Here is a 13,132-nt window from a genome sequence, read left to right on the forward strand (position 1 = left end):
AGGACTTGTTTTCAGTCACGCAACGAACCACACCGCGCGCCAATTGGTCCAGCCTTGCTGTCCATCATGCCGCAGTGGCGTTCATCGCTTGAACGGCGCAGCAGTGCAGCTAGGCTGGCGCCTTCCCATGCGGCGCGCGGCACCGGCGTGCGTCCGCCAGTCCGAAACGGAGCGTCCCCGAGCATGACCGCTGTCGTCAGTTCCGCCCATGCCTTTGATCGCGAAGAGTTTCTCAAGGCAGCCCGCAAGCACTGGAAGGCCCGCTTTGGCGGGCTTGACGATGCGGCGGCGAGCTTTGCCGAGCAGGTCTGGGAAGATTCCCTGTCTGATGATCTGCAGGGCATTTCCCAGGATGACGCACTGACGGTGTTTGCCGATTTCTGGGAGTTCGCGTCCGAGCGCGCCAGCGACAAGATAAAGGTGCGCGTGCGTGAAGGTCAGGGCAGTGACGGCAAACCGCTGGGCCGCGACATTGTCGAGGTGATCGGCCAGGACAGGCCGTTCCTGGTGGATTCGGTGATGGGCGAGATCGCCTCTCACGGGCTGGACGTGCTGGCCATGGTGCACCCTATCGTTCAGGTGCGCCGCAATGAGGATGGCAAGCGCAGCGGCAAGGACGGCCGTGTAGCCGCCGAGTCCATGATCCAGGTGCATGTCGATCTGCTCGACCAGTCTGCGCGCGAGGCGCTGGAGTCAGAGGTGCGTGCCACGCTCAGCGATGTGCGTGAGGCGGTTGAGGACTGGCGCGACATGCGCGCGCGCATGGATGAGTGCCTGGAACATCTCAAGGCGGCCAATACCCGCGCGCCCCGCGAGGAGGTGGAGGAATCCCTCGCCTTCCTGAGCTGGCTGCGTGATGACCATTTTGCGTTTATAGGCTGCCGCGCCTACGGGTTTGATGTCGACGAGGATGGCAATCTGCGTTCACGCGAGCCGGAAATCCTCAAAGACAGCGGGCGGGGCATATTGCGTGACCCTGAACGCACGGTCCTGCGCCGCACTTCCGAACCGCTGGTGATTGTCCCCGCGATCGAGGCCTTCCTGCGCGCGCCGAGCCCGGTGATCGTTGCCAAGGCCAATATGAAAAGCCGCGTCCACCGGCGCGTCTACATGGACTATATCGGGGTGAAGCGCTATCGCGATGATGGTGCGGTGATCGGTGAAACGCGCTTTGTGGGCCTGTTTACGGCAGAGGCCTATGACCAGATGGCGCGCGACGTGCCGCTGATCCGGCGCAAAGTGCGCCGCGTGCTCGACAAGGCCAGCAAGGCGCCAGGCTCGCACTCGGCGAAAAAGCTTCAGCATATTGTCGAGAACTATCCGCGCGACGAGCTGTTCCAGACGTCCGAAGAGGATCTGCTGAAGATCAGCCTTGGCATCCTGCACCTGTTTGACCGGCCGCGCACACGCCTCTTCCTGCGCCGTGACCAGTTTGACCGCTTTGTCTCGGTCCTGCTCTACGTGCCGCGTGACCGCTATAATACGCGCGTACGTGTCGAGGCGGGCGAGCTGATCCGCAAGGCGTTCAATGGCCGCCTGTCGGCCTTCTACCCCATGTTCGGTGATGGCGCGCTGGCGCGTGTCCACTTCATTATCGGGCTGGACCCGTTCAACCACCCGGAACCCGACCCGGCCGAGCTGGAGCGTGAGATCGCGCTTCTGGCGCGCACCTGGGAGGACGAGCTGGAAGCCGAGGCCCGGCGCGATGACGATGCCGACTCGCTGCGGGCGGTGCGCACTTATCTGGACGGCTATACCGCCGGCTACCGGGAACGCTACCAGCCCCTGTCGGCACTGGCCGATATCGCGCGGCTGGAGGCCCTGTCGGCTGACAATCCGCGTGGCGCGCGTGTCTATCGCGAAACCGATGATGACGATGCGCATCTGCGTGTGAAGCTCTACAGTCACGGTCACATGCTGGCGCTGTCCGACGTGCTGCCGGTTCTCGAGAATCTGGGCCTGCATGTCGAGGCGGAGGCCGGTTATCCGGTCCAGCGGCAGCGCGACGGCGAGGAACGTGAAACGCTGTGGGTACATGAGTTCGAGGTAGGCGCCCGGTCTGGCGAGTTCGCAGAGCTGGAAACCCTGGCGCCGCTGTTTGAGGACGCGGTACTGGCGGTTCTGGACGGGCGCACCGAAGATGACGGCTTCAACACGCTGGTGCCGGCCATCGGGGTGAGCTGGCGCGAGGCGGCTTTCCTGCGCACCTGTGCGCGCTACCGCCAGCAATCAGGCCTTGATCCGTCGCAATCCATCCAGGAAGAGGCACTCAGCGGTCACCCGGAAATCGCGCGCTGCCTGCTGGAATTTGCCCGCCTTCGCTTTGATCCCTCGCTCGATCTCGACCACAAGACGCGGGAGGAAAAGGCCGATGCGCTGGAAAAGGAATTGCGCGGCAAGCTGGATGCGGTTTCCAGCCTTGACCATGACAAGGCGCTGCGCCGGCTGGTCAAGCTGATCAAGTACACGCTGCGGACAAATTTCTACCAGACAGACGCCGATGGTCAGCCCAAGCCCTGGATCTCGCTGAAGATTGCCAGCCGCAAGATCCGCGACCTGCCCGCGCCCAAGCCCTATCGCGAGATATTCGTGTGGAGCCCGCGCGTGGAAGGGGTCCATCTGCGCTTTGGCCCGGTGGCGCGCGGCGGGCTTCGCTGGTCGGACCGGCGCGAGGACTTCCGCACCGAGGTGCTGGGCCTGGTGAAGGCTCAACAGGTGAAGAACGCCGTCATCGTGCCGGTCGGCTCGAAGGGCGGTTTCTATCCCAAGCAATTGCCCAAGCCGTCTGACCGGGAAGCCTTCATGGCCGAAGGCAAGGAGAGCTATCGCACCTTCCTGCGCGGGCTGCTGGATATTACTGACAATCTGGATGCTGACGGCAATGTGGTGGCGCCGGAAAACGTTGTGCGCTGGGACGGGGAAGATCCCTATCTTGTCGTCGCCGCCGACAAGGGCACGGCCAGCTTCTCCGATATCGCCAATGGCGTGGCCACCGATGAGTATGATTTCTGGCTGGGCGATGCCTTCGCCTCTGGCGGGTCTGCCGGTTATGACCACAAGAAGATGGCGATCACCGCGCGGGGCGGCTGGGAATCGGTCAAACGCCATTTCCGCGAGCGCGGCAAGGATATCCAGTCAGAGCCCTTCACCGTCATCGGCGTTGGTGACATGTCCGGCGATGTGTTCGGCAATGGCATGCTGTTGTCGAAGCAGATCCGCCTTCTGGCCGCCTTCGACCATCGCGACATCTTCATCGACCCCGACCCGCAGGACACCGAAGAGAGCTGGAAGGAGCGCAAGCGCCTGTTCGAGATGGACCGCTCCAGCTGGCAGGATTACGATTCCAAGCTGATCTCGAAGGGCGGGGGCGTGTTCTCGCGCTCTGCCAAAGCGATCCAGCTCAATGACGAGATCCGTGCCCTGACCGGGCTTGAGGGCAAGAGCGCGACGCCCAGCGAGGTCATGCATGCCCTCCTCAAAGCCGAGGTGGAGCTGATGTGGTTTGGCGGGATCGGCACCTATGTGAAGGCCGCTTCCGAACAGAACTACCAGGTTGGCGACAAGAATAATGATGCCATCCGCGTCGATGCCGAGGAGATGAAGGCCTGTGTGGTCGGTGAGGGCGCCAACCTGGCCATGACGCAGGCAGCCCGCATCGCCTTTGCCCGCAGGGGCGGCAGCGTGAATGGCGACTTCATCGACAATTCGGCAGGCGTCGACAGTTCCGACCATGAAGTGAATATCAAGATCCTGCTCAACCCGATGATGCGTGCAGGCGATATGAGCCGTGAGGAGCGCAATACGCTTCTGGAATCCATGACGAATGACGTGGCCGAGCACGTGCTGCGCCACAATTACGACCAGACGCTTACTCTGACGCTCGCCCGCGAGCGCGCGCCGGAAGACCTTGATGTGCACGAGCGTGTGATGGAGAGCCTGGAGGCCGAAGGCCGGCTTGACCGCGCGGTAGAGGGTCTGCCGGGCAAGGAGACCATCCGCGGCCTGAAAGATCAGAATGATGGTCTGTCACGGCCGGAAATCGCCATCATCACCAGCTATGTGAAGATAGCCCTGTTCGACAAGGTCGTGGCCTGTGACGTGCCGGACGACCCGCACTTCAAGGACACGCTGGTCACCTATTTCCCCAAGGCCCTGCACAAGTTTGCCGACGCCATGGACGGGCACCGGCTGAAAAGGGAGATCATCGCCACGCGCCTTGCCAACGATCTGGTGAATATGGGCGGGCCGGACTTCCTGCAGCGTGCGCTGGAGCTTAGCGGGGCCGACACGCCCGCCATCGCCCGCGCCTTTGCCGCCGCGCGCGAGATTTTCCGTATCGACGATCTCATGGCCCAGATCAATGCGCTCGACAACAAGGTGCCAGCCAGTGCGCAGATCAGCCTGCACGAGGAGGTGCGCCGCCTGCTTTTCAAACAGACGGTCTGGCTTGCCCGGCGTGCGCGCGCCGAGGAGGCGGGCAAGGCTGCGCCGGTGGGCGATATGATCGAGCGCTACCGGCAAGGTGCCGACCAGTTGCGCGAATGGGGTGAAAGCGTGCTTTCCAGCCATGAACGCGCCGGTGTCGCCGGACGCCGTGCGCGGCTGAAAGACCAGGGCGCACCGGCAAAGCTGGCTGGCATTGCGGCGCTTCTGCAGCCCCTTGTTCCAAGTACGGACATTATCGATCTCGCTGGCAGCGCCGGCTGGCCGCTGGCGGCGGCTGCACGGGCCTATCATGCCATTGGCGAGCGTTTCGGGTTCGATCCGCTGCGCTCTGCGGCCAGCTATCTGACCTCCGACCAGCACTGGGACCGGCTGGCCACGCGCCGTCTGGTGGAGGATCTGTTTGCCAGTCAGCTGGCCATCTCCACCGCAATTGCACGCTACGCCGATGCGGCGGGTGGCAAGCTGAAAGCGGGTGTGGAGGATCCGTCCGAGGACTGGGCCGGGGAGCTGGTCTCGTCCTGGCAGGTCACCCATGCCCATGAGGTGGACCGCACCGATCATCTGATCGAGCAATTGTCGGCCTCTGGCGGGTGGACCCTTTCCAAGATCGCCATTGCCTCCACCGAGCTGCGCGAGCTGGCGCAGAACGCGGCGAAGGACGAGGGGTGAAGCCCTCGTCCTTCGAGACGGCTTCTGACGAAGCCCCTCAGGATGAGGGCTTGGCCGTGCTTTTCCCCTCATGCTGAGGGCGAGCGAAGCGAGTGTCTCGAAGCACGAGGGAAAAGCTAAGCCGCGACGATTGCCCCGTCTGACACCGCCACCGGTACAGGTTTGAGGCCCGCCTTCCCGGCGGGCCCGCCCGTGCAGGCGCCGCTTTCAAGGGCAAAGCTCGCCCCGTGGAACGGGCAAACGATGAACTGGCCTTCGCTCACAAGGGTACGCCCCGAGGGCAGGCAGAGCGGGCGTCCCTGATGCGGGCAGACATTCACATAGGCGAAGGCCTCGTCGCCCTTTCGTACCAGCAATATGGGCAAGGGCTCATAGTCTGAGGGGAAGGCGCCCGGATCGGCCAGCGCGTCGAGACGGCCCAGCACGGTGCCGGGCGGGGGCATGTCGCTCATGGTCACGCGCTCTCACTGGTAAAGGGCCGCGCCAGCAGGGCGTTGATGGCCGCATCGACGCTGGCCTTGCCGCTGACAATGGCTGCCACCGCCTCGCAGATCGGCATGTCGACATGGTGGCGCGCGGCCAGCTCCATGACGGCGGGCGCGGTGGCGACACCCTCTGTCACAGAATTGCGCGCGGCCATGATGTCGGCAAGCGATTCGCCGCGCCCCAGCGCCAGCCCGCACGACATATTGCGCGATTGCGGCGAGGAACAGGTCAGTACCAGATCGCCCAGCCCGCACAGGCCCGTCAGCGTTTCACGCTGCGCGCCCAGCGCTACCGCCAGGCGCGTCATCTCGGCAAACCCGCGCGCGATCAGGGCGGCATGGGCCGACCGGCCCAGCTCGCGTCCTTCGACAATGCCGGCGGCAATCGCCAGCACGTTTTTTACCGAGCCGCCAATCTCCGCACCGATCAGATCATCGGCGAGATACGGGCGAAAACTGGCCGACCCGATCATGGCAATGAGCTTTTCGCCTGCGCTGGCGTCCGTGCAGGCGAGCGTGACGGCGGTCGGCAGGCCGCGCGCCACATCGGCGGCAAAGGACGGACCGGAGAGGACGGCCGGCACCGCGTGGGGCAATGTCTCGCCGAGCACATTACTCATCAATTTCAGGCTGCCCCGCTCAATGCCCTTGGAGCACAGCGCGACCGGCGTGCCGGGTCTCAGATGCGCGCGGAAGGCTTCAAGGCTGGCCCGCATATGCTGGGCGGGGGTGACAACCAGCCAGGCACCACACGCCGAGAGGTCTGCGGCGTTGTTGGTGGCGCGGATGGCGGGATCGAGCTTGATCCCTTTCAGGAAGACCGGGTTCTCGTGTGTCTCGTTGATGGCCGCCGCCACCTCCGGCTCGAATGCCCAGAGCGTTGAGGGCGTGCCGGCGCGCGCTGCCGCCTGCGCCAGTGCCGTACCCCAGGCGCCTGCCCCGATAATGCCCAGTCTTGCGCTCATGCCTTTGGTCCCTTCTTTCCAGACCCTAGCAGCGGATCATCGCTGGCGGCACCGGAATCCAGCGGCCAGCGCGCCCGCGCGGGCACATCAAGATCGTCACTGATGCCCAGCCGGAAGCGCTCTGCGCCTGCCAGCGCGATCATGGCGGCATTGTCGGTGCAGTATTTCAGGGGCGGGAAGAGCGTGCGGAAGCCGCGCGTCTCAGCCTCCCTGATCAGAGCCTTGCGCACGGCGGTGTTGGCGGCCACGCCGCCTGCCGCGACCAGTACCCGGGCTTGAGGGTTGTGCGCTGCATACAGATCCAGCGCCCGGCCCGTGCGTTCAGCCAGATGCGCCGCGATGGCGGCTTGCGCAGCGGCGGCAAGGTCGGCACGGTTGGCGTCTGTCGGGGCCTCCACCGCGTCATAGCTGCGCTTGACCGCGGTTTTCAGGCCCGCAAACGAAAAATTGCAGCTCTTGTCGTGTGCCAGCATGCGCGGCAGGGGGAAGCGCGACGGGTCTGTGGCTTCGGCGGCGAGCTTTTCCAGCGCAGGTCCCCCGGGAAAGCCAAGGCCCAGCACCTTGGCGGATTTGTCGAAGGCCTCACCTGCTGCGTCATCAATGGTGGAACCGAGCCGGGTCATCTGCCCCACCCCTTCCACGCTCACAAGCTGGGTGTGCCCGCCGGAGACCAGCAGGAGCAGCCAGGGGAAGGGCAAGGGCTCAACGAGGCGCGGTGAGAGCGCGTGACCTTCGAGATGATTGACCGCGATCAGCGGTTTGCCCGCGCCGATCGCCAGCCCCTTGGCGGTCATCAGCGCGGCCATCACCCCGCCAATGAGGCCGGGGCCCGCCGTGGCCGCAATGGCGTCCAGCGCGCCAAATTCCAGCCGCGCCTCCTCCATCACCTCGCGGGCGAGATGGTCCATGCGCTCGGCATGGCTGCGCGCGGCAATCTCCGGCACCACGCCGCCAAAGGGCGCATGATCGCTGTTCTGGTTGATGACGCGCTCGGCCAGTACTTCAGCCCTGCCATCGCCATGCAGGCGGACTATGGCGGCCGCGCTGTCATCACAGCTCGATTCAAGCCCCAGCACGGTAACGGGCTGGCCTTCTTGCGCGCCGGGATGGGTATGGGATAACGCCATACCCATCCGTTAGCGCCGCTCCGGCAGGCTGACAACTCACGGAGATCATGTTGAGCGCTTCCCTGCCTGTCATGGCGATAGCCACCCGCACCTCCCCGCTGGCCATGGCGCAGGCGCTGATGGTGCAGGCGCAGCTGGCGGCAGCCCATGGTGCGGGTGATGCGGATACCGCCTTTCCCATACTCGGGCTTGTCACTACGGGCGATCAGATCACCGACCGGGCGCTGCTGGAGGCGGGCGGAAAGGGGCTATTCACCCGCGAGCTTGACCGCGCCCAGCTGGATGGCAAGGCGGCGTTTGCGGTCCATTCGATGAAGGATGTGCCCACACATCTGCCAGACGGGCTGGAGCTGGCCTGCGTGCTGGAGCGTGAAGACCCGGCAGACATTCTGCTCACCGCCGCTGGCCCGGGCACGCTGGAAGGCCTGCCGCAAGGCGCACTGGTTGGCACCGCCTCACTGCGTCGTCAGGCACAGGCGCTCCATGCGCGGCCCGACCTTCAGATCACCCTTTTACGCGGTAATGTCGGCACCCGCCTGCAAAAGCTCAAAGACGGGCCGATTGCGGCGACATTCCTTGCCAAGGCGGGTCTCAGGCGGCTGGGGCGGCCGGAAGGGGACTGGCCGGGTGTTGATTTCGCACACTGCCTGCCCGCGCCCGCGCAAGGCGCCATTGGCATCACGATACGCAGCGATGATGACGCCGCGCGCGCAGCGCTCGCTCCGCTCAACCATGCGCCAACCGCTCTTGCCATTGCGGCTGAACGCGGCGTGCTCGAAGCGCTGGACGGCTCCTGCCGCACGCCTCTGGCGGCGCATGGCGTGCTGGACGGCGGCGCGCTGCACCTGACCGCCGAAGTGCTCAAACCTGACGGCACGCAGCGCTGGCGCATGGAGGACACAAGGACCGGAATCGGCACGGTGAAAGCGGCCCGCGCCTATGGCCTGTCCCTGGGGCAGAGATTGCGGGACGAGGGAGGCCCGGCCGTGGAAGCCATCCTGGCCGGGTCGGGATCATGAGCTTGCGCGTGCCGGTCATCGTCACGCGCACCCAGCCGGGCAATGCCCGCACCGTCAAGGCCGTCCGGGCGCGCGGGCTCCCGGCCATTGCCTGCCCCGTTTCGCAGGTCGTGCGTTCGCGCCGCGTCATTCAGGCCGACGGCGCAGATGCGCTGGCCCTGACGAGCGCCAATGCGCTGCAGGCCGTTCGTGATACAGGGCCGCTCATCCATCTGCCGGTGTTCACCGTCGGTGAGGGCACGGCAAAGGCCGCGCGCGAAGACGGCTTTGCCACTGTCACCAGCGCGGGGGGTGACGCGGAGACACTGGCGCGGACTATCGCCCGCACCCTGCCCGCCGGCCGTCATGTCCTGCATTTGAGCGGAGAGGACCGGGCAGGCGATCTGGCCGGCATGCTGGAGGTGCTGGGCTTCACGGTCACGACCCGCACGGTCTACCGGACCCGGCTGGCGCGCGGACTGACCGCGCGTGCCAGAGCGGCGCTTGAGGCTGGCCCTGCTATCGTTCTTGTCCATTCGGCGCGGGGCGCGCAGCGTTTTTTGACGCTTGTGGACGCGGCGGAACTGAGTGCTGTCTCCGCGCGTCTGGCATTCATCGCCATATCGGAGCGCGCCGCCGTGCCGCTGCACACGCGCGGCCTGGAAGCGCACATCGCCGGACAGCCGTCCGAGGAGAGCCTGCTCGCCGCACTCGATGAACTGGCGAAGCGGCGCGGCGCACCCTAGAGTGGGCGAGACGCAAATCCGAAGGCACCAGACCTGATCATGCAAGCGGACTCCCCCGAGAACACCCCTCCGCCCGGCGAGGCGGAGCCCATTGATGCCGAATTTGAACCGGCCAAGCCTGAAAAGCGCTCCGGCGGCGGCAAAGCTGCTCTGCGTATCGCCGGGCTTGTCCTCACGCTTATCCTGGCGGGCGGTGCTGGCGGCGTGGCGGGCTGGTATGCGGCGGGGTTGAACCGGACGGACGATACGGCAGCCAGCACAGACATTGCCCGTCTGGAAAGTCAGCTCGCCGGGCTGGAGGCGCGCCTGAACGCGGCCGAGGACCGGCCCCTGACCGAGATGGTACCCACCGAAGCGCTACGTACATTCGACAGCGAAATCCGTGCACTGGAAGAGCGTCTGGAGACCCTTGAGGCCCGCCCCGCTGTCGTGGCGGGCGAAAGCCTTGATGAGGCCGCGCTGGAGGCGATGCTGGATGAGCGCGATGCGGCCCTTCGCATCGAGCTTCAGGCGCTGCGCGAACAGGTCGAAGGGTTGGGGACGGCCAGCGGCGGCACAACTGATCTGCGTCCTGTTCAGGAGGCCATCAACGCCCTTGAGACCCGTCTGACCGGGACTGCAGAGCGCTTGGAGGGTGAGCTTGCCGCCCTGTCGGCGCAGCAGGATGATGTGTCCGCACAGATGCGCGATACCCTGACCACACGTGATGCAGCCTTTGACGCCCGGCTGAACACCCTCGAAGCCCGCCTGGCCGAGGCGCAAGCCAGCGCTGGCGGCGAAGCCGAAGCGGTTGAACGCTCGGCGGGGCGTATCCTTGCCTTCATCGCCTTGCGTGACATGGCCCGGGGATCGGAGAGTTTTGAAGCCGAGCGCGCCAGTCTGGCCCGGCTGTGGCCGGATGCGCCGGGCCTTGCCGCCCTGCAGCCCCATGCGCGCCGGGGTGTGCCATCGTCCGATGATCTGCAAGAGAGTTTCCCGGCTGCCGCAATCCGTTCGGCCTCGGGCGAGACGCGGCGCTTTCTGGGCCTGTTCGAAATCCGCCCGGCCGACAGCAGTCCTGACAGCGCGCTGGCGCTGGTGGGTCAGGCCGAAAGCCGCCTGTCGCGCGGTGATCTGGCCGGTGCGGTGGAGGCTGCTGCCCGTCTGGACGGCCCTGCCGCAGAGGCTGCCTCTGGCTGGCTGGCGCAGGCGCGCGCGCGCCTGGACATCGAAAATTCCCTTTCCACACTGCGCGGCGCGCTGAGCCGCGGCACCGCAATACCGGGCAGGAGCACACCATGATCCGCCTTATCCTTACCGTTGCCCTGTGCGTCATCACGGCGATCCTGGCGGTCTGGCTGACCCTCAACCCCGGTACGGCCAGTTTTGAATTTCTTGGCTGGCAGGCCGAGACCAGCTTTGCGCTTTTCATGGGCGTGCTGATCGTCGCGGCTTTCCTGCTGACCGTGCTCTGGTGGCTGATCGCCAAGATGTGGGGCGCGCCCGATGCCTGGCGCAAGTTGCGCCGGCGGCGGCGGCGTGAACAAGGCGTTGATGCGCTGGAGCGCGCGCTGATCGCAGCGGCTGCCGGTGAGGGAGAGCTGGCCGTGCGTCAGGCGGCACGCGCCGATGCCCTGCTGGAGCGGCCTGCCCTGTCGCGGCTTCTGGCTGCCAGAGCCGCCGAGGCCGCCGGCAATCTCCTGGCCGCGCGCGGGCATTACGAGGCCCTGCTGGAAGACCCCAAGACCCGCCTTGTCGCCCATCGGGGCCTCTCCGTGCTGGCTGAAACGCAAGGCGAGACCGGCAATGTCATCACGCATGCCGGCAAGGCCTTTGCCGAAGCGCGCACCGCGCGGTGGGCGTTTGACAGCCTGTTCAATGCGCAAATTGCCGCCGCGCGCTGGGACGAGGCGCTGGAAACCCTCTCCGAAGGTGAAAAACGCCGCCATATCGCCCCCGACAGTGCCGCGCGGCGCCGGGCGGTAATCCTGACCGTCAAGGCGCGCCAGATGCGCCAGAGCGATGCCGAGAAAGCCGCTGAGCTCGCCGAGAAAGCGGCGCAGGCTTCGCCGGGCTTTGCGCCCGCCGCGGTGCTGGCAGGCGATCTCCTGCCCGCACGCCGCCGCCACCGCAAGGCGGCGGATATTCTGGAAACCGCGTGGCGGTTGCGCCCGCATCCGGCCATTGCACGCACCTATGGCGAGCTTAGAAAGTCCGACACGGCAACGAAAAAGGCCGCGCGCCTGCGCGCGCTCGCCGAGTTCAATCCCGATAACCGGGAATCGCGCCTTCTGCTCACCGGCATCGCCCTTCAGCAGCGCAATGTCGAGGCAGCCCGCAGCGCCATCACGCCCCTGCTGGCCGAGACGCCCCTGTCTGCGCGCGTGTGCACGCTGGCCGCGCGCCTGTCGCGGCTCGAAGGCGATGAGGATGCCGCGCAGCGCTATCTCGCCCGCGCCGCCCATGCGCCCGGAGAGGCGGACTGGTCGGACATTGATGGGAACGGCGAAGCCTTCAATTTTGCCGAAAGCGACTGGCAGCGCCTGGTCTATGCCTGGGGCGACGAGCAGCGCCTTATCCATCCGCGCCATGAGCGCTTCGAGATGATCGCCGAGGCGCTCCCCGACCGCATTCTCCTTGAAGCCCCCAAACCGGCTGCGAAAGAACCCCCTGCCGCTGAAGAGGGCCCTGTCATCATCGCGCCTGCGCCCTTACCAGACCGGGAGAGAAGAAAGCGCGAGGAAACACCCGCTGCGGGTCCGCGCTTTGCGCCGGACGACCCCGGCGTGGATGAAGACGACAAGGGCTAGAGGACTGGCGCATGGCAAGGCTGATCGTGGGGGTAAGCGGAGGGTCAGCCTCCGGCAAGACCGAGATTGCGCGCGCGGCGGCCCGCGCCGTCAAACCGATGACGGCGCTGGTCATGGCGGAAGATGATTATTACGGCGATCATGGCGCCTCGCCCGATTTCGAAGCCGCCCGCTTCAATTTCGACCACCCGGCCTCGCGCGATCATGCGCTGCTGGCTGATCATCTCGAAGCGCTGCGGCGCGGCGATACGGTCAACGCCCCGATCTATGATTTCACCATCCACCGCCGCCGCGCCGATACCCGGCCCGTTACGCCGTGCGACATCATCCTGGTGGAGGGCATTCACCTGTTCTGCGACGAGCGGCTGAAAAACCTGTTCGATATCCGGGTCTATGTCGATGCGCCTGACGATATCCGCCTCGCCCGGCGCCTGCTGCGCGATGTGAACGAGCGCGGCCGCACGGCGCAATCGGTTGTCGGCCAGTATCTGGGGACAGTGCGGCCCATGCATCATGAATGGACCCACCCCAATGCGGATTGCGCCGATATCGTCATCGGCAATGATGCCGCCGCGGCCCGCCCGGCCGACCATCTCGAAGCCTTTTTCGATGCGCTGGCAAAGCCGGTCGTGGAGGCGATAAGAGCGAAGCTGCGGTAGGTAGCGCTTCACCAGAGCCCATCATCTTTGCGTCATTCCAGGCGCAGCGCGAAGCGCGCAGACCCGGAACCCAGATTCCGTTTCACTGGCGCATGCCGGGAAAACCAATAAACTCCAACCTCGTCACCCCCGCGCAGGCGGGGGCCCAGAGATCGTAGGGCGAACGCAGTGCCACGTTGCTCTGGGTTCCCGCCTGCGCGGGAACGACGCGTGTGATGGTTCAAGCTGGTGGTTCTTTGCGCCGAGTT

At 65.8% G+C, this 13,132-nt stretch carries 9 protein-coding genes; 6 read left to right on the plus strand and 3 right to left on the minus strand.

Translation table 11 applies throughout. From position 1 onward, the window contains the following. Positions 1-183: 183 nt before the first annotated feature. Complete coding sequence (locus IEV75_RS00120; RefSeq protein WP_188450522.1) at positions 184-5,115, plus strand: NAD-glutamate dehydrogenase; 4,932 nt, start codon at positions 184-186, stop codon at positions 5,113-5,115. A gap of 116 nt (positions 5,116-5,231) precedes the next feature. Here the strand turns inward: IEV75_RS00120 and IEV75_RS00125 are convergent, their stop codons facing one another. The 3 genes from IEV75_RS00125 to tsaD are packed head-to-tail and all read right to left on the minus strand — an operon-like array spanning position 5,232 to position 7,692. Beyond that, positions 5,232-5,567 (minus strand): Rieske (2Fe-2S) protein, encoded by a 336-nt coding sequence (locus IEV75_RS00125; protein ID WP_188450523.1) that lies wholly within the window; start codon positions 5,565-5,567, stop codon positions 5,232-5,234. Positions 5,568-5,569: 2 nt separating this feature from the next. Further along, on the minus strand, positions 5,570-6,565 hold the full coding sequence (locus IEV75_RS00130; protein ID WP_188450524.1) for an NAD(P)H-dependent glycerol-3-phosphate dehydrogenase: 996 nt from the start codon (positions 6,563-6,565) through the stop codon (positions 5,570-5,572). Then, positions 6,562-7,692, minus strand: coding sequence for a tRNA (adenosine(37)-N6)-threonylcarbamoyltransferase complex transferase subunit TsaD (gene tsaD / locus IEV75_RS00135; protein WP_188450525.1), 1,131 nt, complete (start codon positions 7,690-7,692; stop codon positions 6,562-6,564). The genes IEV75_RS00130 and tsaD overlap by 4 nt, the downstream gene beginning before the upstream one ends. Before the next feature lie 47 nt (positions 7,693-7,739). Between tsaD and hemC the strand changes: the two genes are divergently transcribed. The 5 genes from hemC to udk are packed head-to-tail and all read left to right on the plus strand — an operon-like array spanning position 7,740 to position 12,884. Next, a complete protein-coding gene (gene hemC / locus IEV75_RS00140; RefSeq protein WP_188450526.1) occupies positions 7,740-8,711 on the plus strand; it encodes a hydroxymethylbilane synthase in 972 nt (323 codons plus the stop codon). Beyond that, the gene (locus IEV75_RS00145; RefSeq protein ID WP_188450527.1) at positions 8,708-9,436 is read left to right on the plus strand and encodes a uroporphyrinogen-III synthase; all 729 of its coding nucleotides are present in this window, start codon (positions 8,708-8,710) and stop codon (positions 9,434-9,436) included. Before hemC ends, IEV75_RS00145 begins: the two co-directional genes overlap by 4 nt. Before the next feature lie 39 nt (positions 9,437-9,475). Further along, positions 9,476-10,717, plus strand: a complete 1,242-nt coding sequence (locus IEV75_RS00150) for a COG4223 family protein (protein ID WP_188450528.1) — start codon at positions 9,476-9,478, stop codon at positions 10,715-10,717. Beyond that, positions 10,714-12,225 (plus strand): heme biosynthesis protein HemY, encoded by a 1,512-nt coding sequence (locus tag IEV75_RS00155; protein WP_188450529.1) that lies wholly within the window; start codon positions 10,714-10,716, stop codon positions 12,223-12,225. Before IEV75_RS00150 ends, IEV75_RS00155 begins: the two co-directional genes overlap by 4 nt. Before the next feature lie 11 nt (positions 12,226-12,236). Continuing rightward, positions 12,237-12,884 (plus strand): uridine kinase, encoded by a 648-nt coding sequence (gene udk / locus IEV75_RS00160; RefSeq protein WP_188450530.1) that lies wholly within the window; start codon positions 12,237-12,239, stop codon positions 12,882-12,884. Positions 12,885-13,132: the final 248 nt, after the last annotated feature.

This window comes from Glycocaulis albus, from assembly GCF_014639075.1.
In the GTDB taxonomy this organism is placed as follows: Bacteria; Pseudomonadota; Alphaproteobacteria; order Caulobacterales; family Maricaulaceae; genus Glycocaulis; species Glycocaulis albus.

Bases quoted from the DNA above. Each gene is read 5' to 3' on its own strand.
- tsaD (WP_188450525.1), bottom strand. From the start codon at position 7,692: ATGGCGTTATCCCATACCCATCCCGGCGCGCAAGAAGGCCAGCCCGTT.
- IEV75_RS00125 (WP_188450523.1), bottom strand. From the start codon at position 5,567: ATGAGCGACATGCCCCCGCCCGGCACCGTGCTGGGCCGTCTCGACGCG.
- IEV75_RS00150 (WP_188450528.1), top strand. From the start codon at position 9,476: ATGCAAGCGGACTCCCCCGAGAACACCCCTCCGCCCGGCGAGGCGGAG.
- IEV75_RS00120 (WP_188450522.1), top strand. From the start codon at position 184: ATGACCGCTGTCGTCAGTTCCGCCCATGCCTTTGATCGCGAAGAGTTT.
- hemC (WP_188450526.1), top strand. From the start codon at position 7,740: ATGTTGAGCGCTTCCCTGCCTGTCATGGCGATAGCCACCCGCACCTCC.
- IEV75_RS00130 (WP_188450524.1), bottom strand. From the start codon at position 6,565: ATGAGCGCAAGACTGGGCATTATCGGGGCAGGCGCCTGGGGTACGGCA.
- udk (WP_188450530.1), top strand. From the start codon at position 12,237: ATGGCAAGGCTGATCGTGGGGGTAAGCGGAGGGTCAGCCTCCGGCAAG.
- IEV75_RS00155 (WP_188450529.1), top strand. From the start codon at position 10,714: ATGATCCGCCTTATCCTTACCGTTGCCCTGTGCGTCATCACGGCGATC.
- IEV75_RS00145 (WP_188450527.1), top strand. From the start codon at position 8,708: ATGAGCTTGCGCGTGCCGGTCATCGTCACGCGCACCCAGCCGGGCAAT.